General features: G+C 46.0%; 12 protein-coding genes. 4 read left to right on the plus strand and 8 right to left on the minus strand.

Features of this window, described 5'->3' with window-relative positions; genetic code table 11:
* Positions 1 to 8: 8 nt before the first annotated feature.
* From Q5866_RS07545 to Q5866_RS07560, 4 genes are all read right to left on the minus strand, one after another.
* The gene (locus Q5866_RS07545; RefSeq protein WP_292269548.1) at positions 9 to 3,512 is read right to left on the minus strand and encodes a SusC/RagA family TonB-linked outer membrane protein; all 3,504 of its coding nucleotides are present in this window, start codon (positions 3,510 to 3,512) and stop codon (positions 9 to 11) included.
* Positions 3,513 to 3,658: 146 nt separating this feature from the next.
* Positions 3,659 to 4,762 (minus strand): FecR family protein, encoded by a 1,104-nt coding sequence (locus Q5866_RS07550; RefSeq protein ID WP_303179745.1) that lies wholly within the window; start codon positions 4,760 to 4,762, stop codon positions 3,659 to 3,661.
* A 51-nt stretch (positions 4,763 to 4,813) separates the two neighbouring features.
* Positions 4,814 to 5,371 carry an RNA polymerase sigma factor gene (locus Q5866_RS07555; RefSeq protein WP_099294239.1) on the minus strand — a complete coding sequence of 186 codons (558 nt, stop codon included), beginning with the start codon at positions 5,369 to 5,371 and terminating at the stop codon, positions 4,814 to 4,816.
* A 677-nt stretch (positions 5,372 to 6,048) separates the two neighbouring features.
* Positions 6,049 to 8,352 carry a PAS domain-containing sensor histidine kinase gene (locus Q5866_RS07560; RefSeq protein WP_303179746.1) on the minus strand — a complete coding sequence of 768 codons (2,304 nt, stop codon included), beginning with the start codon at positions 8,350 to 8,352 and terminating at the stop codon, positions 6,049 to 6,051.
* Between the two features lie 111 nt (positions 8,353 to 8,463).
* Between Q5866_RS07560 and Q5866_RS07565 the strand changes: the two genes are divergently transcribed.
* The 4 genes from Q5866_RS07565 to Q5866_RS07580 all read left to right on the plus strand — a co-directional run bounded on the left by Q5866_RS07565 (position 8,464) and on the right by Q5866_RS07580 (position 13,716).
* The gene (locus tag Q5866_RS07565; RefSeq protein WP_303179747.1) at positions 8,464 to 9,828 is read left to right on the plus strand and encodes a glycosyltransferase family A protein; all 1,365 of its coding nucleotides are present in this window, start codon (positions 8,464 to 8,466) and stop codon (positions 9,826 to 9,828) included.
* Between the two features lie 49 nt (positions 9,829 to 9,877).
* On the plus strand, positions 9,878 to 10,819 hold the full coding sequence (locus tag Q5866_RS07570) for a DUF4922 domain-containing protein (RefSeq protein ID WP_303179748.1): 942 nt from the start codon (positions 9,878 to 9,880) through the stop codon (positions 10,817 to 10,819).
* A 55-nt stretch (positions 10,820 to 10,874) separates the two neighbouring features.
* Entirely contained in the window at positions 10,875 to 12,284 is a 1,410-nt protein-coding gene (locus Q5866_RS07575; protein ID WP_303179749.1) for a SpoIID/LytB domain-containing protein, read from the plus strand.
* A gap of 154 nt (positions 12,285 to 12,438) precedes the next feature.
* Complete coding sequence (locus tag Q5866_RS07580) at positions 12,439 to 13,716, plus strand: MFS transporter (protein ID WP_303179750.1); 1,278 nt, start codon at positions 12,439 to 12,441, stop codon at positions 13,714 to 13,716.
* Here Q5866_RS07580 and Q5866_RS07585 read toward each other — a convergent pair.
* The 4 genes from Q5866_RS07585 to Q5866_RS07600 form a co-directional block, all read right to left on the minus strand.
* A complete protein-coding gene (locus Q5866_RS07585) occupies positions 13,706 to 15,067 on the minus strand; it encodes a TIGR00341 family protein (protein WP_303179751.1) in 1,362 nt (453 codons plus the stop codon). The two genes, Q5866_RS07580 and Q5866_RS07585, sit on opposite strands and share 11 nt — an antisense overlap.
* A gap of 118 nt (positions 15,068 to 15,185) precedes the next feature.
* Positions 15,186 to 17,861, minus strand: a complete 2,676-nt coding sequence (locus Q5866_RS07590) for a TonB-dependent receptor (RefSeq protein ID WP_099294247.1) — start codon at positions 17,859 to 17,861, stop codon at positions 15,186 to 15,188.
* Between the two features lie 253 nt (positions 17,862 to 18,114).
* Positions 18,115 to 20,415, minus strand: a complete 2,301-nt coding sequence (locus Q5866_RS07595; RefSeq protein ID WP_303179752.1) for a Gldg family protein — start codon at positions 20,413 to 20,415, stop codon at positions 18,115 to 18,117.
* 12 nt (positions 20,416 to 20,427) lie between these two features.
* The gene (locus Q5866_RS07600; RefSeq protein WP_303179753.1) at positions 20,428 to 21,357 is read right to left on the minus strand and encodes an ABC transporter ATP-binding protein; all 930 of its coding nucleotides are present in this window, start codon (positions 21,355 to 21,357) and stop codon (positions 20,428 to 20,430) included.
* Between the last annotated feature and the right edge of the window lie 51 nt (positions 21,358 to 21,408).

Consider the following 21,408-nt stretch of genomic DNA (forward strand, 5'->3'; position numbering starts at 1 on the left):
CCTTCAAATTAAATACCTATTGACAACGAAACAGTATACGAGCGAGCACTCGGGTAAGTAAAAGCACCTTTCGTCTCCGGGTCTATTCCCCTGAATTTCGTCAACGTGAAAACATTAGACATATTAAAGTTAAGGCGAGCTCGAGTGATCCGCAATTTAGCACATAACTCCGGTTCCAGATTATACCCGAAAGAAATATTGTTGCATTTCAAATAATCTCCCTTCTCGAAGCGGAAATCAAATAACTGGTATAAATACTCCGTCCTACTCGTGCCGTACTTGGGAATATCGGTTTGATCTCCCAACTTTCTCCAGCGGTTCGCTTCAATCTTCAGCACATTCTTCGCCGCGGCATAAGCCGTCCCGCCGGAGTAATACTGGAACGAGCGGGCCAGATGCCCCGTCATGTAAGTGAATTGGGCGAAAAGACTAAACCTCTTGTAATTGAATTGAGTCGTAAAACCTCCGGTAACAGGCGGATCACTCCGTCCCAAATATCCCCGGGAAGCGTTAGCTAATTGCGTAGTCAAATCATTATCCATATTATACACGTACTTCCCTTCCGCGTTCAATGTACCCAATCGATTACCGTCATCATCAAACCCGTCCACGTAAGCTAACGTATTTCCCGTGTACGGGTCTACGCCCGCGTATTTATAGCCATAATACGCCTTCACGGGTTGTCCCTGAATATACAAACTATACAAAGATTCAAAAGTAGAATTTGTGCTGGCAGAAATCTCGCTCAACTCTTGATAGTAGGTATCCGTGACCTTATCTTTATTCTTTGTAAAGTTCACGGAAGTAACCCAACTAAAATCATTCGTCCGCACGTTCAGGGTTCTCAAGCTAATCTCCCATCCCCTATTATTCACCGATGCCACGTTCGCCGCCACGGAAAGACGTCCCGTGGATGCCGCTATCTTCTTATCGTCCAATAGATTTCGCGTATCATTATTATAATAATTCACGACCAGATTTATCCTGTTATTAAACAACGACGCGTCGAACCCGATATTCCGGTTCTCCTGACGTTGCCACTTGATCGACGGATTGGAAGGATCGTAACGATCCATAATCTTCTCTCCGTTATACGAGAAATTATCTACCTTACGCAAAACAGAGAAAGGCAAAGCGTTGCGGTCGATACTTCCGACAAAACCGTAAGAAACCCGGAAAGCCAACTGATTGATAAAACCGAATCGACTCATGAAAGCCTCGTTATGCAGGTTCCACTTGCCACTCACGTTCCAAAGCGGAGAGAAACGATTCTTCGTCCCGATAATATCCACCCCGTCCAAACGGGCACTTCCTTGAAACACGTAGCGGTCTTTATAACTGTAAGATCCCGTCATAAACAAGGATACACTTCTATCCTGCGTTTCGGAATGAGATCCCAGACTCGATAACGAATTTTTAAAAGCCGATTTCAACGTCCATCCTGTCAAATCAGGATAAGTAGCCACCCCGTAGACATCACTCCATTCCGGGATCATGCTCGTGAAACCGTATCCTTTTGAAGAAGAAACCTCCTGCCCGAAATAAGCATTGATATAATGATCCTCACCGGAGAATCCGCGTGCAAATTCCAACTGATTGCGAATCGTCCATTGCTGAGAACGGGAAGTCGATTCCCGAATCATACCGTTATTCATCTCGTCCGGCACCTCCCCCTCCGAGTACAATCCCGCGAGCCATGAAGAGGCTTTCGAGGCATACGAGCCGGGGACCAATTCCTTCTTCGAGTGATTGTTCGAACTCGAGAATGTCCCCATGGAAGAAAGCATCAATCCTTCCAGAATCTTGAACTCGAGTTTCAAGCTGACCTGATTGCTCAAATATCTTGATTTCGTCGTGTTCTCGTTCATATCCTTCAAGATATTGAAATCATACTTGTACCCGTCCTTTATGGCGCTCAAAGTGGAATAAGAACTACGGTCATACTCGTACTCCCCGTTCTCGTCATACACACGCTCGTAAGGATTGGCATAAGTCGCGTAATCCAGCGGGTTCACGGGAGAGGCGGAACTACGGTCATTACGCAAACTACTTCGCACATCGAAATGAACCCTCAGGAATTTATTAAAATCATGAGTCAATTTCATCGAGGCACCCATGCTCTCGTACTTGTTGTTCGGCATCACACCCTCTTGTGACAGGTAAGAAAGACTACCGTAATACTGTGTCGTTTCGTTACCGCCGGAAAGTGAGATACTGTAATTCTGCGTCTGCGCCACCCGGAAAATCTTATCGAACCAATTCGTGTTGATTTTACTCAACCTCTCAATTTCCGCCTCGGCATCCGATTTTGAAATCAAACCGTTATCCACGTTCTTCAACAACTGATATACCCGTCCCCCGATATTCAATCCCGGGAAATCTTCATATATACCCCGTTCGAAAGCGATTTTCTCCCTCGTGTTCATCATCTTCAGGCGATTATCCGGGGCTTCGCTCAAACCGTAAGAGGCTTGTATATTAATATACGACCGCCCGGCAGTTCCCCGCTTCGTCGTCACCACGATAACCCCGTTCGCCGCACGGGAACCGTAAATGGCAGTGGCGGCAGCATCCTTCAACACGGTGATACTCTCGATATCATCCGGCGGGATATTACCGATACCGCTCGTCAGCACCGTTTCCTCGAACTCCGTACCACCCATGCTCACCTCGGGAACATTTCCCGTGAGCGGCATCCCGTCCACGATCCAGATCGGATTCGTATCGCCGGTCAGCGAATTGATACCCCGAATCCGTATACGGGCTTGGGCTCCCGGTCGTCCGGAAAGATTCATTACCGCGACTCCCGCCATTTGTCCCTTCAACACGTCCTCCACGCTGGTGTACCCTTTATTGGCGATATCTTTCGAGGTAACCACCTCTACCGATCCCGTCATCCGCTCTTTCTTAATCTCCTGATAACCGGTAACGACCACCTCGTCCATCTCCGTCGAACTCTCCTCCAACACCACCGTGAGCGGTTTGTCCTGCTTCTTGTAAACCACGTCTTTCATCTTCATCCCGATGAAAGAAAACCGCAAGACGATCGTATCCTGCTCGGGAATGGTCAACGTAAACTCACCCTTTACATCTGTTGCCACCCCGATAGCCGTACCCTTCAACAGAACGGACACGCCCGGTAGCGTTTCACCCTTTTTATCCTTCACGACACCCTTTATCGTGATTTTCTTTACTTCGTCCGGTAATACCGTCTTTCTCTCCGAGATCAGGATATAATTATCCCTGACCGTGTAGACATATTTATCACCCAACACCTGTTCCAAAATCTCTTCCAACGTGCCGCTCGTCGATGTCAAAGCAACGTCTTTCTTCACGTCCAGAATCGACGTGTTGTAGAAAAACTCGTACTGACTCTGTTTCTTGATCTGCTTGAAGATCGATTCTATCGTACCGCTCTTCACGTTAAAAGTTTCCTGTTTTCCCTGCGAGTATCCTACCCTAGCCCATACACTAGAGGCTGAAATCAATAATAATAAAAATAGATTCCGCATGTACCTCAAAATTTTACACATCCATTTTTTTTTCATACCTTTGTTATTATAGTTTATAACTCATTCACGAAAAGAGTTTGGTCGACACGCTTCGCGAATGCTGTTTATTGATTATTTAAACGGGGAGGGTGAGAACTCCCTGTTTTTCATTTATTCATAACTAAAATCTTCTTGCCCGAAACCTTGAACTTCACGTCCGTGACGGTTTCGATCATCCCTAATAAATAACTCACCGGTCGGTCTTTCTCCGCGGCACCGCTAAAACGTAATCCGCGCAAAGAGGCGTCCGCGTATTCAACTTCACAATCATACCAACGATTCAATTTGGTCATAATATCTTCCAGACGCATATCCTCAAACCGGAATTTCCCTTTCATCCATGACACGTAAAGATCGGTATCCACTTCCTCCGTCCGTACCTGCCCGTCCCGTTTGGAATAGGCAAGCATCATACCCGGCGCAATTTCATATTCTTTTACAGCTACACGCCCTTCCAGCAAAGTCGTTTGGGCTTGATAGTCATCCTCGTAGTCCGACACGTTGAACGAAGTTCCCAACACACGCACATCCATACTCGAGGTCTTGACAATAAACGGCTTCACACCTTTCACGACATCAAAAAAAGCCTCTCCCTTTAATTTCACTTCCCGCACATCACCGTGAAACGGTACCGGGTATGTCAACGACGAACACGAATTTAACCGGATACACGAACCGTCCGACAAAAGTACCCGATACTCTCCCCCCGCCGGAACCGTGATTGTATTATACACCGGCTGTACCGCACCGTCCCCCGCCAAAGTATAATCCAGCACTTTCGTCGAATCATTCTTGATAATCATCCCCTCCCGATCCCTAATCGTCACCGCCTCCGTCAACGGGACTTGACGCCCGTCACTCAATTGCAAAACGACAACTCCCTTTGCCGGAAGTATCTCCTGTTGAACCAATTCCACTCCATTTTTCTTCGCTCCTTGATTGTAGTAAGCAATGCCACCCGCGACCAAGCATAAAATAACCGCGGCAACGACACAGCGGTATATCCACCCGATGCGTCGTTCTTTCTTGCCGTTTACCCGGTCTTCAATAGAACTCCACAATTGATCCAACTTTCTCTGCGGGATTTCAGGCAATAGCTCGGCTTCCTGCTCAAACTGCTGATACCACCGAATAATACGTTCTTTCTCCTCCGGGGTACATTCATTCTCCCGGTATTTTTTCAATAAATCATATATTTCGTTTACGCTCATAAATTCTTGTCCTTTATTATATGACAAATCGGAGCGACAGGTAGTACTATTCTAAAATAAAAAATTATTCTGCATCATTTCATTTCGCAATCGCCGAAGCACCTCAGTCAATTGATTTTTAACGGTTTGCTCCGACACGGAAAGTTTACCAGCGATCTCTTTCACTGACAAATTTTGTTCCCGACTAAGTATATACACACACTTCAACCGAGGCGGCAATCCCTCGACGACCTCTTTTAACTTGTCATTCAAATCTTCCGCCACAATTTTCACCCACGTGTAATCATCCGCTTCCTCCTTCTCACCCTGCGCCAACTCGTGATGTTTATCCCGGATTTGTTCCAATTTTATCGTGTTTAGAATATGATTCTTCAACGAAACCATCAAATACCCCTGCACGGAAGAAGTTACTTCCAGAGAACTCCTTTTCTCCCAAAACTTGACGAAAAACTCTTGAAAAATATCATCCGCGTCAAAAGAAGAATTTACCCGAACAAGAATATGACGATACACCATTTTGGAATAACGGGAATACAACTCATGAAAAGCAGCCGCGCTACCTTCACGAATCGCATGAATAAGCTCCATATCCGACTTCCGCGATTGCATAAGACCCCTGTATATTACATGTTCGAAAATAACCCTTTATCTCAGACCTTTGAAACAAAGTTAGCAATAATTTCCTTAATCACAAGTTTCCGTACATTTGTCTTGTATCCCGAAAGACCTTTCACACGGGTACGCCGATCATTTGCTTTCCCCATTAGCTTTCTTTTTTATTGGCAGAAAAAAAGACGGTTCCGCCTGTCCCGTTGCGTAACACCTCAACGGCTGTGGATGCATTAACACTCCATCACGGGGGTACGGAACCGCCGTATGGAGATAACAGGCACAAAAAATGCCTGTCACATTGTGGCAGGTTTCCCCGCCGTTGAGTATGTTACGCATTACAAATATACAAACATTTCTACAAAAACAAAACACTTTTTCACTATTTAGCCCACTCCCCCTCCACTCCTCACTTGTTGTATACCAACCGTTATACTAGGGTATATCTTAAGCGAAAGATAAAACGATCTTCCAACCTGCCGGACAAATCATAAGCGGGGCAAATCATAAGCGGGTGTTAAAAAAGCATATTCTTTGCTAAAACGTGGGCGAACAGTAGGCGATATGTAGGCGATATGTAGGCGATATGTAGGCGATGCCGCCCAATAGTCACCCAATAGTCATAAGAAAGCCGCATGACAGTAGAGTTTCACCCCTATTCAGAGATAGTTAAAGACTTATTCTTCCGAAACCAATTTCACTTTCAAGGGATGCCGCACGACAAAACGGGCTCCCTCCGTGTAGTTCTTGTCAATCCAGATATCACCGCCCATCATGGTGATTGTCAATTTACAAATAGCCAATCCGAGCCCTGTACCCTGCACGTATTCATCCAATTTTTCAAAACGCTCGAACACCTTCTTTTGCTTCTCTTCCGGGATACCGCAACCGGTATCCGTCACGCTGAAATAAATACAATCTTCTTTCTCGTCGACCTCGAAAGCTAAAGTGATACTTCCTCGCGTCGTGAATTTATTGGCGTTGGATAATAAGTTTATCAATATCTGCTGCAAACGCTGAACGTCTGTCCGCAACATATATTGTTCACATGAAGCCTTGAACACGTATTCGACACCATCTTTCTTACCATAACTCGTCGTTGCCAACACGCTCTGGCACAACGAAACAAGTTCTGTTTCCTCGAACGAGAATTTCAAACGCCCTGTTTCCAACCGGGATATATCCAAAATATCATTAATCAACCGAAGCAAGAGATCCGAATTTTTCTGTATAATTTCTACAAATTCACGACGGGTAGCGACATCATAGTCATCCGCCACCAGCACACCGGAGAAACCGACGATAGCATTCAACGGGGTACGAATCTCGTGGCTCATGTTAGCCAAGAACGCTGATTTCAACCGATCCGATTCCTCCGCCCTCTCTTTCGCCTGACGTAATTCAATCTCTATCTGCTTCTGCTTGGTCATATCTTCCAGACGCATCACCACTCCCAGTAAATTCTTCTCCTCGTCAAATACCGGATTCGCCAGAATATAAATGTAATAATTCCCCTGTTTCACAATCGTGTCCGCCACCTTACCCGTTCTCATCGCCGTAACGGCCGGACAGTACGGGCAAGGCTGCTCCAAATCCCGTAACGCTTTATAGCAAACCTCCCCTTTCGAATTGGATACACATTCCATAAGAGCCGTAAAATCAACCCCATTATGCCACTTGATCGTGAAATCGGGATTAATAAATTTAATTCCCGTGTTCACGTTATTCAGAATAAGGGTATTATCCTTTTGCGCTTCAACCAAAGCATCCTTAAACCGCTTCGTGCGAAGGTAAAAATACATCGCCAACACGAATCCCAGCAATAACAGGATAAATGCCAGCGCAACCCCTATGATTTGATACTTGTATTCCTCGAAATAAGATAACTTCTTGTTGTAGAAGAGGGCACCCTTTGCCACCTCTTTATTCAAAAAGTTACCCTTCCTCAATTTCTCGTAATCAAAACAATATTGATTGGGAATAATCTGTAACCCCTGTTCGGACAATACCGAATCGGACTGGTTTTCCAACCCTATGACCAAACGGGCAATATCCTTACCGACAGTCCTGTATTCCGGTACGCGTCCCCCGGTAGCCCAATACCCCATACCGATAGAAGTAACGGTAAAAGCCGGCAAACCCGGATTCGTCATCATCATCGAATACGTGGCATTCCGCATGAAATACCCGTCATTCTTGTCCACTCGCCAAGTTCCCAATAGAATCGCGGTCTTCTCGGGTAATGTTGAGATTTTTTCGGTAATCGAATAAACGGTATGTTTCCGACCGTCCAATAAAATTAGATCCAAATCGGGATACTTTTCCCGCATTTCCTCTTTTACAAGAGCCTGCAAAGAAACACCGCCATAACTATTATCGGAAATAAAGGCAATATGCTTCGTGTCGGGATAGAAATCCAGAATCAACTCAATATTTTTTTCGACATCGTACTCGTAAGCGAATCCTAAAATACGGAAATTCTTTAAACTATCATTGACAACATCCACACTCTCCGATTCCCAATTCTCGAGATCCGTCCCATCCTCCGGCAGCAACACGGCGTTCCGGCTCACCATTCCCCCTATAATCGGAATATGAAAAGAGGTCAGTGAATCCTGTGAAAGATAGGATGTCCATGCTTCCTGCCCCAGCAAGATAATCGCCTTGGGCAAACTTTTGCCGGTGTATTTCGCCAAAATATCTTTCATCCGGGATTTCCAAGAGCAAGCCTCGGAAAAACTCTTACAGTTCATGTTCTCTATTGCCACCGAAGATTTACCGCTCGCGGTGTTGTATTCTTCCAAAAATTCGGATATATTCCGGGATGTCTGCGAGGTTTCGGGGTTATAAGAACTGATTATCAATATCAATGAATCTGGGCCAAGATTCTTGCCTGTCGTCGTCCAACTTATGCACAACAACAAAAAGAACAAGCATCCATGCTTCAAATATTGATATTTTTTCCAGAGGAATTCCAACATCTTCTTTTTAGTAACGACGCAAAGATATTAATTTTAATACAAAATCGAACAAAATATTTCTTTTCCTGCAAAAAGAATATATCTTTGAGTTCAACCTAAATAGTATTCTTTATGTCAAAGATTTCTTGCGTTAGCAGCAAATATTTTGAAAACACCGAAACATTAAAGCAAATAGCTGATTCCGTGTATACTCCCTATTTCTTTCTTTACACGAAATCTCCCTCTCCCCGGCTTGGGGCATACGCCGAGGAACGTTTTGTTCAAATCGCCCGGGCGACCGGAGCCGTCATGCTCTATTCAGATTATTACGCGGAACGCGAGGGACACCCCACACCCCACCCGACCATAGAATATCAGACGGGGAGCCTTCGTGACGATTTCGATTTCGGTTCCGTGCTTCTTGTAAAAACAGAAACGTTCAAAAAAGTCGTTGGAGAAATGGACACGAATTACCGGTACGCGGCACTTTACGACCTGCGCCTGCGCCTCTCCCGGGAAGGGCAAATCTTCAGGATTCCCGAATTTCTGTACACGGAGATAGAACAGGACACCCGGCGTTCCGGGGAGAAGCAATTTGATTACGTGAATCCCCGGAACCGGGAAGTACAGATAGAAATGGAACAGGCATGCACGGCTCACCTGAAAATGGTAGGAGCCTATCTTTCCCCGCGATTCAAAGCCATTGACCTGACTCGCGAATCATTCGAGACGGAAGCATCGGTCATTATTCCCGTGCGCAACCGGGAGAAAACCATTGCCGACGCCATTCACTCCGTCCTCACGCAACAAACCGGTTTCAAATATAATATCCTTGTCATTGACAACCATTCCACGGACAACACCACCCGAATCATATCCGACATCGCCTCAAAAGAACGGCGAGTGATTCACCTCATCCCGGAACGCACGGATTTGGGTATCGGCGGGTGCTGGACGCACGCCGTCATGCATCCGGCTTGCGGACGTTTTGCCGTGCAATTGGACAGTGACGACCTCTATATCAACGAGAAGGTATTACAAACCATTGTCGATACTTTCCGCGAGCAACAATGCGCTATGGTCATCGGCAGTTACCGTATGGTCAATTTTAATCTGGAAGAAATTCCCCCGGGAATCATCGACCACAAGGAATGGACTCCCGACAACGGACGCAACAACGCCCTGCGCGTAAATGGATTAGGGGCTCCGCGAGCCTTCTATACCCCTTTACTCCGGGAAATAAAAATCCCGAATGTCAGCTACGGGGAAGATTACGCTACCGCTCTGGTCATTTCACGGGAGTACCGGATAGGGCGTGTATACGAACCGCTATACCTGTGCCGCCGCTGGGAAGGTAATTCCGATGCAGACCTTGACATTCAACGGGTAAATCAACACAATTTCTATAAAGACAAGATTAGAACGATAGAATTATTCGCGAGACAAACAATTGAAAATGGAGAATTGAAAATTGAAAATGAACAAAACAAGAGTTGAATTTGTGCGGCTGGAATCTAAAATCTAAAATCATAAATCTAAAATCAGCATGTTTTTTGATCCATTCTTAGAAGACCAATTAGCCGTTTGGGCAACAGCGAGCAACAATTACGACCGTTTAAAACAGGTGTTTTATCGCTCGGTAGACTTTGGAGATTTCCAAATACGCGTACAACACAACCCGGACAGGATACTGTCTGCCGCGGCAAAAATAGACGAGGCCTCTCTTAAAGCGAGAGCTTGTTTCTTGTGCAAAGAGAATATGCCACCGGAACAACAGAGTTTTGATTATAACCCGACATTTGATATACGGGTGAACCCTTATCCCATATTCTCCCGGCATTACACGGTTCCGGCAAAACAGCATATCCCGCAACTCATTGCCGGGCATTTCGGAAATATGCTGAACATCGCCCGCGCTTATCCGGAATATACCATCTTTTACAATGGTCCCCGAAGCGGAGCCTCTGCTCCCGATCATTTTCACTTCCAACTGGCGCCTCGTTATGAAATGCCTTTGGAAACGGATATAACCCATTGTAGCAAAGAAATCTTATTTACCACTCCCGACAAAACCTTAATCGTAGAAAGCATTGAAAACTATATCCGCAAAAACATCATCATCCGTTCCGCCGACAAGGAGCTTCTTGAACGAAATTTCCATGAGATTTTAAACATGATCGGCAAGGTCACTCCCAATGATCCGGAACCCATGATTAATCTTTTCGCTTGGCACGAGAACGAGGAATGGCAAATCGTCATATTCCCCCGCCGTCAACATCGTCCATGGCAATTCTTTGCCGAGGGAGCGGATAACATATTGTTCAGCCCCGGTTGCGTGGACTTCGCCGGATTAATCATCTCCCCCCGCGAAGCTGACTTCAACCGCCTCGACGTTCCCCTCCTGCGGGACTTATTCGGCCAACTGACCTTAACTGATGAACAATTTAATAATTTACGATTTATGATTCACGATTTACGAATGTCTTAAAAGCGCAAGCACGTGTGTCATAAATCTAAAATCATAAATCTAAAATCGTAAATTCATGAATTTATCTGTCGGTATCCTCTTCGCCCCCTGCATCAAGTTCCGTCTAAACGGTATCTACCGGAACGAGGAGCAAACTTACACGGGGGAATGTTCCGTTATAAAAAACGAGGAGGCATTAATCTTACAAACTTCCGCGGGACAGCAAACCATATCTTCCGGCTTCACGCTCACGCCCGATGATCACGAGCAAGCTGATTTCGATTTACTCGATGTCGTTATCGGTATCCATTTTCATTGGGAACGCACGGAAAACCAGAAGTTCAAAGGTGCATTACAAATATTAGACGAACAACAATACCTGACTGCCGTCAATATTCTCCCGCTCGAAGATTATTTACTGAGTGTCATTTCTTCCGAGATGAGTGCCACCTCTTCGCTTGAATTATTAAAAGCCCATGCCGTTATCTCTCGCAGTTGGTTGATCGCCCAAAAAGTAAAAAAGGAACGACTCACCGCGGATTATCAATCTTGTCTTCGAGATGAAAACCAATATATCCGCTGGTTCGACCGGGAAGACCATGACCATTTCGACGTGTGTGCCGACGATCATTGCCAACGTTACCAAGGAATCAGCAAAGCATATACCCCTGCCGTGCAACAAGCGATAGAGGCTACCCGGGGGGAAGTACTTCTTTATGGAGAAGAGATTTGTGACGCCCGTTTCTCCAAATGTTGCGGGGGAGTATCCGAGCGTTTCGACAACACGTGGGAACCCGTCAATCACCCGTACCTCACAAAGGTCATTGACAGTGCCTCCCTCACCCCTGTACCGGATCTTTCACGGGAGGAACATGCCAAAGCATGGATTACCTCTGCCCCGGATGTCTTCTGCAACACGCGGGACAAACAAGTACTCTCCAACGTATTAAACGACTACGACCAAGAAACACAGGATTTCTTCCGCTGGCAGATTTCTTATACAACCGAGGAATTATCCGCCCTCGTGAAGACCAAACTCGGTATTGATTTCGGCATCATACACGCCCTCGAACCCTTGCAACGAGGCGTATCGGGACGTATCATCCGCCTCCGCATCTCCGGTTCGAAAAAAAGCATGGTTATCGGCAAGGAACTTATCATTCGAAAAGCCCTCTCGCCGTCACATTTATACAGCTCTGCCTTTATCATCGAAACTGAAAAAAACTCTTCCGGAACTCCCGTCCGTTTCACCCTCAAAGGTGCCGGCTGGGGACACGGCGTCGGTCTTTGTCAGATCGGTGCTGCTGTCATGAGTGCCAAAGGATACAATTACAAAGAGATACTGACACATTATTTCCCCGGAACTAAAATCGAAACAATTGAAAATGGAGAATTGAAAATTGAAAATGAAAACTCCTCCGTCAGCTTCGCTGCCACCTCCTCTATAAACAGAGGAGGAGCTGGGGACTCATCCCAAAAACGGTGAGTAATTCAGCTCTCCCTCTGTTTATAGAGGGAAACTGGCGAGTAAGCGAGAGTAGCGGGGAAACTTGTTTTCACGTTACCGAGCGAGAGCCAGTTCGAGCGAGAGCTCAATACGGCGAAGCCGGAAGAGAGTTTAAAATCTTAAATCGCAAATCATGAAATCAAAAATCAATACTTCTACTTGGTCTTGGATACCCTCCCTATATTTCGCGCAAGGTCTTCCCTATGTCGTCGTCATGACTCTCGCGGTCATCATGTTCAAACGACTGGGGATAAATAACACGGACATTGCCCTCTACACGAGTTGGCTCTATCTCCCTTGGGTGATCAAACCCCTGTGGAGTCCTTTGGTAGACATTGTAAAGACAAAACGCTGGTGGGTAATATCCATGCAACTCCTTATCGGGGGCGGTCTTGCCGGGGTAGCACTTACCTTACCCGGTCCCCATGCTTTTCGTTACTCTTTAGCTTTCATGTGGTTGCTCGCTTTCAGTTCCGCCACTCACGACATCGCTGCCGACGGCTTTTACATGCTCGGTCTGGATACCAAAAAGCAAGCCTTCTTCGTGGGCATCCGCAACACGGCGTACCGCCTTGCCATGCTCACCGGACAGGGACTCATCGTTATGCTTGCCGGCTGGCTTGAAAAAACATATTCCGCCACTCTTCCCGAAGAGATTGCCGTCCCGCAGGCTTGGTCAATCACTTTCTATCTATTGGCAACCCTTTTTGTCCTACTCTTCTTGTATCATCAGTTTATACTTCCAAAACCGGAGAACGACGTCCCCGTGAAAAACGGCAGTCCGCTCAAAGCCTTCCTTGAAACCTTTGTTACATTCTTTCAAAAAAAAGGCATACTGGCAGCATTGGCATTTATCCTGTTATTCCGTTTTGCAGAATCCCAACTCGTGAAAATAGCCTCTCCTTTCCTGCTGGATCACCCGGAAGTGGGCGGACTGGGACTGGACACCATTCAAGTCGGCACCATCTACGGCGTGGTCGGGTTAATCGCTTTAACCGTCGGCGGCATCCTCGGCGGTATCGTTATGGCAAAAAACGGCTTAAAGCACTGGATTTGGTGGATGACCGCCGCCATGAACCTTCCCAACCTCGTCTACGTCTATCTGGCATTTGCCCATCCATCCGCCATGTGGCTCATTTCTACCTGTGTCGCTGTCGAACAGTTCGGCTACGGTTTCGGCTTCACCGCCCTCACCTACTTCATGATGCTCTTCAGCAAGGGACAGCAACAAACCGCCCACTACGCCATCTGTACCGGTTTCATGGCTCTTGGCATGATGCTTCCGGGCATGATTTCCGGCTACATACAGGAACTCGCGGGATACCAGAACTTTTTCCTCTGGATCATGTTTTGTACTATACCCAGCTTTTTAGCCGTACGATACGTTATCCGGGGAGCGATTACTCTTTAATCAATTTCAGCGTTTTCACGCCAACCCGCGCGGATAGCCAAGCCGTCAACTGTTCTTCCTCCGGCACAGCCAAAGGCTTTTCCAAGGCAACAATTGCAATGGTCAACGTATCGGTATAAGAAGAATCGACACTGCTGCGAATCACTTTGGAAATGGCAATATTCTTTACCGAAGGATAAAGGATTTTTATTTCCGGGCTAATCAGCCGCCCGATCGTGTCGTATAACAGATAAGCCTCCAAGCGGGAACGCAATTGTACAATCTCCTGTTCCTGCGAAGCAATCCGCTGTTTATTCTGCATATAATAATCCTGCAACAACATATTGCTCACGTCATTCTGCAACCCGGCATCCTCTTTCCCGAATCCCTGTTGAATGATTAAGGGAATATCACCCAACCCGTATTGCAACATCTTTTCTTTCAGCGAAACAATCACGTCTTCCGAAATCTCTTTCCCGATTAACGAAACTTCAATCCGCCGTTCCGGTTGCTCCGCTTTGACTATCTTATCGACAACCAAAGTATTCGGGAAATTAAATTCATTCTTTATAAAACGACTGGCATTCGTCTCGAAGATATTCGTTTTCACCATGTTGTAAGTAATATACAAACTCGGCACCATCGTAAGGAAGATAATCGAATACACGATACGGTGTACTTTCTTCTCCCGCTCCTTATCCATGAACTTCTTTTTCGAGAAATGCATCAAACGAACGCCCAAGGTCGTGGCAACCGCGATAAATACCGAGTTAATCGTGAACAAATAGAAAGCCCCGAAGAAATAGGTCAGGTTACCACTCGCCAACCCGAACCCCGCCGTACACAAGGGCGGCATCAATGCCGTGGCAATAGCCACTCCCGGGATTACGTTCCCTTTCAACTTCGTGGCAGAAGCCACAATGCCCGCCATACCGCCGAAAAAGGCAATCAACACGTCGTATATCGTGGGAGTCGTCCGTGCCAATAACTCCGAACGAGCCTCGTTCAACGGCGACAACAAAAAATACAAGGTAGAGGTCAACACGCTGAAAATCGTCGCTATCATCAGATTACGGAACGCCTTTTTGATCAACTCGAAATCATTGATACCGACTCCTAACCCGATTCCCATGATCGGTCCCATCAGCGGAGAAATCAGCATGGCTCCGATAATCACGGCCGTGGAATTAGTGTTCAATCCCAACGAAGCTATAAACGTCGCGAAAATCAATACCCACAGATTCGTTCCCCTGAACACGATCCCTTTTCGTATCGACTCGACGGTATCTTCCTCCCGCTCCTGCTCATCCGATGGATCAAGAATCTGACGCAAATACACCCTAAAACGCTGCAATATACTCATGAAAGCCATAATAGTCAAAAGTTTATAAAGTCCATAAAGTTCATAAGGTCTTTAAAGCCCACAAAATTATAAAATAATTCAACATTTTATGACTTTATGGACTTTAAAGACCTTACGGACTTTGGAACTAAAATGTAATTTTCAATCTTAACGAGAACGTACGTCCGAAACCGTAGAACACCTTCGCGGATGCCTCATCATGATCTTTACCATCCTCGGCATCGGCAATATACTCTTTGTCCAAGACATTATTCAGGTTACCGGAAATCATCACCCCGAACAGTTTTCCCACGGGAAAACGATAACTGATATTGGCATCCAATACCCCGTAAGACGGCATTCTCCAAGGTGACTCGAATGCCTTCTCCGCTCCTAGGTCATACGCTAAAGAAGGTGTAAACTTCGCGTAATTTCTAGCAAAATGAGAATAATTCACTCCGACATGCAATCCCTTCAAGAACTGGTATTGTCCCCCCAAGGCAAAAGTAGTCTGTGCTGAATTTCCCACCCGAACATCATCCAATTTAACTATATTTTGAGCATGATCCTTTCCCCCGATTTCACTCACCGGCTGACCATTCTTATCCACCGGCTGTCCGGACGAATTATAAGCATATCCTTTACCGTCACCGTTCCAATACCAATCCCCGATAGAAAACATTCCGGTAATCTTCAAATCTTTCAGCGGACGCAACTCGAAATCCAACTCAATCCCTTGATGCAACGCATCCAATCCCGTCAGATTCACCCGTACACGTTCTCCATTCTTTTCAAAGAAATTAGCCAACGTCTTATCCATCCACGAGGTACGGTACAAATTCACGTTAGCATCCAACCAAACGGAACGGAACCCATACCCCAATTCAAAAGTAAACACTTTCTCGTTCACCGCGTCCGGATTCGTTTCGTTGCTCACGTCCTGTTGCAAGAACACACCTCCTTGCATATAAGGAGCCCGGGAGAAATACCCGATATTCGCGAACACGTTGTGATTCTCCGTCAGATTATAATTTGCCCCTCCTTTTATAGTATATCCCAAGAAGTTCTCCTTATCCGACTTAGCATCGGCTTTCGAGTAATAAAAATGGTCTTTCCGCCAATAGGTAATATTTGAAAGAGAACCCGCGACAAACACGCTCAACGCGTCCCGGTTATATTCCCCTTGTGCGAAAAATCCTTCCTGCATCATATACCCGTCGTAATTCCGGTAAACGATATCCCCCTTCTTCAACTCCTCGTTTTGCCATAAATAATCATCAGCCTTATATTTTACATTCATACGGCTATCGTCAATAAAATATTTCCCGCCGTACAAATCCACTATCTCATTATAGTGTTTCCCCTTGTAATAGCGCAAATCTATACCGCCATACACGTCAAAATACTGCCCTAACTTTGTCGTATAGGTAGAAATCAGACCGTACCAATTATGCTCGTTCTTACTCATTGCCATAATCATCTCCGAACCGGTTACACTTGCCGCGTTCAGTTCATAGATACCCGTGTAATTAAACGTGCCGTCCGCGTTCCGGAACTTCGTGGTAGGCTTCCCGCCATAAGTACCATACCAGTCATTCTTATGAGCCTTATTACCCCGTCCTCCATATCCGCCGCCTCTACCCAAAGACACGTAAAACACGTTCGAAAGGCTTGACTTCTCGTTTATCTGCCAAAGGTGATTCAAAGAAATCTGCGGTTTGTGATACTTGTTATAAGCGGATACCTTCCGTACCTTCTTTTCCATCCAAGTTGAGAAACCGTAACTCGGGTTATATTTCGTATCATTCAATTCTTTCCAAGCCTCGACACTCATCTTATCATTCCTATTCCGCTGGTTATGCCATTGGGGAGCACCCAGCGCGGTCAGTGACAACTCGTGATTATCCCCCAATCGTTTGGAAATATTAATGAAATAAGAATAAGCCACGAAATCGGTTCCTTGTATATAACCGTCGCCCCAAGTCCTTGAGCCCAGTATAGACATCGCCCAGCCCTTCTCGCTCAACCCGGTAGAAGCACTGAACGCTACTTTATTGTACCCGTCATTCCCCACGCTATACGCGACAGACGCCCCGCTCTTCGCGTTGGTTGAATTAGTGACGATATTAATAGATCCCCCGACAGACGGCACGGATACCTTGGAAGCCCCCAATCCCCGTTGCACTTGAATCATACGGGTTACATCAGCCAAACCTGACCAGTTGGACCAATAAATCCCGCCCCACTCCATTTCATTCACCGGTACGCCATTCACCATGACGGCAATATTCTCCGTCTCGAATCCCCGGAGATTAATACGCCCGTCACCAAAAGCACCACCTTCCTTCGTGGCATACACGCTCGGCGTGGCTTTCAATATCTCCGGAAACTCCTGTGTCGACAACTTGTTCTCGATATCCGAAGCCGTGATCACGGACAAGGCAACCGGGGTCTTCCGGTCTATCGCCAACGAGCCCGTCACCACCACGTCGGACAAGCCGATCACTTCCGGCTCCATCTCGATAATACCTAAATGGATTGTTTTATCCCCGACAACGACCTTCTTTTTCAATTCCGTGTAACCCACATTACGGAACCGCAACACGACTTCCCCTGTCTTTTTTAACTTCAATTCAAAATACCCGGTCGTGTCCGTCACCGTTCCGGCAGAAACACCCTCCACGTAAACCGTGGCACCGACAAGCGCCTGCCGTGTTTCCATATCAACAATTTTTCCCTTGACAATCCCCTCTGCCACAACTTCCCACGACATACATAACAGGCAAATGACTACACCTAACACCTTCAATAATACGTTACGCATAAATTCTTTTTTTGAATTACTACTCTTGTATCACAACACTTTTAATACCTCACTACATAGCATTAATTTGAAGGCGAAGATAATGATAAAAAAGCATTTTATATCATTTATTGTTTTTTTTGAGAGTTTTATTTTTTAAACCATTATCCCCCCTCTCCCTAAAACGAGAAAATAATTAAAATACTTTTATCAATAAAATGACCGGGACAAGAAAAACTGTCCCGGTCACCCATCATAGCACACTACATCATTTCTACCTTCCTCTTCGACGCAACCAAATAAAGAGAGCCGTAACAAGCATCAGGCCCGGTAGAATCCAAGATAAGAAAATATCCCAGAAACGGACAACAGCCCCGCTCACCTTATAATCATTATCACGCGGGGACTCCCGGCGCACGTCAATAGGGACTTCCCCGTCGGACAACCAATAGAATCCTCCCATGATTACCGTATAGTTCGCGGACCGTATCCCCTGACGTCCCATGCTTAGCTCCGCGTTACTAATACAATCGGCATCACCGAAAATCATAATACGTTGCTCATGCCCCCATATCTGACGGGTTAAAGCGACAGAAGTTACATACTTCTGTTGAGCCTCTCCGGTTCCGGGATCGAAAGTCACGGAATCATCTATAAAATCCGTCGTCTGCAATTCGTTCCATACCAAAGAATCCGTTTCAAACAACGGTGTCACGTTATATCCCATGTTCCCATCATATGCCAAAGCTGAAACCGAAGGCATCGTCACGGAGTAACCTTGCGCACGCATGGCATCAAAATAATAAACCAACCCGGCAGCCGCTTGAGTCGGACGGGCTTCAATCAAATCCGGACTAAAATCTTTCGTCTGTCTTACCAAAGTTCCCGGTATCAACCGCACCCCAAAATCAGCCAACACCTCGCCCATGATACTTCCTCGTCCGGGTTCACTCAATATCATCAGATTCCCCCCGCGAGCGATATATTTTTCCCAATTCTCCCGTTCTACCGGGGTAAAGGAACTACGCATCTCCGCCACGATCAAAATATTAATTTCCTCCGGAATCTCTTTTTCCAAAGAAATCTCCTGCATCTCGAATCCTTGGTTCATCAAGGCATAACGGAAATGTTTATCCTCCCCGAAAGAAGTATAATTCCGATCTCCCGCCTGATGTATATTCCGCTCTCCGTGTCCTGTCAACACCCCGACCGTCGGCAGTTTCATCGCGATTCGTTTCATGGCAGCCGTGATCTCCGCTTCTTTCGGCATCCTGTCCATCCCCCGGAATATCCGCAAGAAAGTCTTCTCCCCGCTCTCCCGTTCCAACTCCCGCACGAACCAATTATCTTCTTTTACCAAATCAATCTTAGCCCTAATCTCTTTCGGGGTTAACACTTTCGTGGAATCTATATTGTAAATCTTCATCGTTTCATGCGCCCTCTCCTTCAATGTTTTCCTTTCCGCGTACCGACTCGGGTCTATCCCCAAAAGAGTGTCATAATAATAAACATACTTCATTTTGATTTCCGGTTTAAACCGAATATAATGACGGAAATTCTGTTGATCATACTTGACAGCCCCGGGAACCCCATAATAAAGATTATTACCATCCAACAAATTCACGTACGTGGTTATCGTCAATCCCCCATCCAGCTTGGATATCACTTCCTGACTATGCTCCGTCAACGTATTCCTTTTGGTAGAGGAAGCATCATAATAAGTCATCAAAGAGGGGCGGGAAGTAAAATACCCCAACACGACCACCACTAAAATAACTCCCGCGTATTTGCCTACCGTTTTTGTCCACCGCTGCTTCTGCCGGGCTGCTTGCAAACGAATCGTGGCCAAAGTCAAAAACATCATCGTCACGATGATAAAATAGAGAAAATCTTCACTACAAATCAACCCCCGGATAAATTCATCCGCACGTCCCGAAATGGAAAGCCAATAGGTAATCTCTCTCACGAACTCTACATCCTGCCACATTCCCCTCACGTAATTCAACAATCCCAACACGGTCAGCGTCAACACGGCAGCCACCACTTGATAGGAAGTTAAACTAGACATGAAAAGCCCTACCGCCGCGTACACGCAAAGCAAGAAATACAACCCGAGCAACCCCGAGAGCACCATAGGCAGATCAAAGTCCTTGATTGAAAAATAAGCAATCAGAATAAAGACTACCAAAACAAACATCATCACCAACCCGTAAATCATCATGGACAGATATTTCCCTAAAATAATCTGCCAATTCGTCACGGGAGAGGAATATAACAGCTTGATAGAACCACTGCTTAATTCCCTGCTCATCAGCCCCATGGTCAACAATGGAATATACAGGTACAGGTATCCCTGTATCACGGGGAAAATCCCGCCACTCCATTGGTCCACGAAAAGCTTAAACGTAAGATCGGAAATCGAATACCCCAACTCTTTAGGCATAATCGCACCCGCCAAATGCCCGCCAAACAGTCCGGCACTCTGAAAAGTGAAAATAATCAATATCAACCACGCAATGGGAGAATAGAATAAAGATTGCAACTCTGCGCGCGCTATATCATATATATTTCTCATAACATTCTATTTTTAATTCTTCTTTTTTGACAATTCGGCAAACACATCATCCAAAGACGTCTTTTCCATCCGAATCTCTGTCAAACGCCAATCTTTAACCACACTTATTTTTACCACTTTCTCGATGACCTCCTGTGGCAAATCACTAAATCGCAACCGATAATTCGGTCCACCCAACTCTTCCACTCCCACCACTCCCGGAATCTGTTGCAACTCCTCTATTGGCGGAGCTTCCACCAAAGTCACGAACACCGTACTCGGTGAGATATAATTATCAAATTCATCGACTGTCCCGGAAAATACCAAGGTCCCCTGCCCGATCATACGAATATAGCTACAAGTTGCCTGAATTTCCGATAGAATGTGCGTAGATAAAATCACGGTACAATCTTCCGCGATTTCTCTAATTAAATGACGAATCTCAAGAATCTGATTCGGGTCCAGACCGTTCGTCGGTTCATCCAATACCACGAAATCTGGACGATGAATAATCGCCTGTGCAATTCCCACGCGTTGTTGATACCCTCCGGACAAATTCCGAATCACCCGTTTCCTGAAATGACCGATTCCGCATCGTTCCAATGCCTCCGTAACCGCTTTATCCTCTTCCGCTCTGGATATCTGGCGCAACCGGGCACTATACAACAAGTACTCTTCCACCGTCAGATCCGTGTGCAAAGGCGGTTTCTGCGGCAAGAACCCGATATGCCTTTTGGCCTCCACCGGATTCTCCCGCATATTCACCCCTTTGATAAACACGTTACCCTCGGTTTGTTTCAACACCCCGCAGATAATGTTCATCGTGGTGGATTTGCCGGCTCCGTTGGAGCCGAGCAAACCATAAACACCATTCCGCGTAATTTCAAAATTAATGTCCCGTATCGCCCACTGCACACTGTAACGGTGCGACAGGTTTTCCACTTTCAAAATTGGTTCTTCCATACTATGATTTATATAACAGTTTACCGGACGAATAGATTTATTCGTCAACAT

The organism is uncultured Butyricimonas sp. (assembly GCF_959596855.1).
Lineage (GTDB): Bacteria > Bacteroidota > Bacteroidia > Bacteroidales > Marinifilaceae > Butyricimonas > Butyricimonas muris.

Excerpts from the sequence above, each read along its gene's own strand:
- Q5866_RS07545 (WP_292269548.1), bottom strand. The coding sequence starts at position 3,512 with ATGCGGAATCTATTTTTATTATTATTGATTTCAGCCTCTAGTGTATGG.
- Q5866_RS07550 (WP_303179745.1), bottom strand. The coding sequence starts at position 4,762 with ATGAGCGTAAACGAAATATATGATTTATTGAAAAAATACCGGGAGAAT.
- Q5866_RS07555 (WP_099294239.1), bottom strand. The coding sequence starts at position 5,371 with ATGCAATCGCGGAAGTCGGATATGGAGCTTATTCATGCGATTCGTGAA.
- Q5866_RS07560 (WP_303179746.1), bottom strand. The coding sequence starts at position 8,352 with ATGTTGGAATTCCTCTGGAAAAAATATCAATATTTGAAGCATGGATGC.
- Q5866_RS07565 (WP_303179747.1), top strand. The coding sequence starts at position 8,464 with ATGTCAAAGATTTCTTGCGTTAGCAGCAAATATTTTGAAAACACCGAA.
- Q5866_RS07570 (WP_303179748.1), top strand. The coding sequence starts at position 9,878 with ATGTTTTTTGATCCATTCTTAGAAGACCAATTAGCCGTTTGGGCAACA.
- Q5866_RS07575 (WP_303179749.1), top strand. The coding sequence starts at position 10,875 with ATGAATTTATCTGTCGGTATCCTCTTCGCCCCCTGCATCAAGTTCCGT.
- Q5866_RS07580 (WP_303179750.1), top strand. The coding sequence starts at position 12,439 with ATGAAATCAAAAATCAATACTTCTACTTGGTCTTGGATACCCTCCCTA.
- Q5866_RS07585 (WP_303179751.1), bottom strand. The coding sequence starts at position 15,067 with ATGGCTTTCATGAGTATATTGCAGCGTTTTAGGGTGTATTTGCGTCAG.
- Q5866_RS07590 (WP_099294247.1), bottom strand. The coding sequence starts at position 17,861 with ATGCGTAACGTATTATTGAAGGTGTTAGGTGTAGTCATTTGCCTGTTA.
- Q5866_RS07595 (WP_303179752.1), bottom strand. The coding sequence starts at position 20,415 with ATGAGAAATATATATGATATAGCGCGCGCAGAGTTGCAATCTTTATTC.
- Q5866_RS07600 (WP_303179753.1), bottom strand. The coding sequence starts at position 21,357 with ATGGAAGAACCAATTTTGAAAGTGGAAAACCTGTCGCACCGTTACAGT.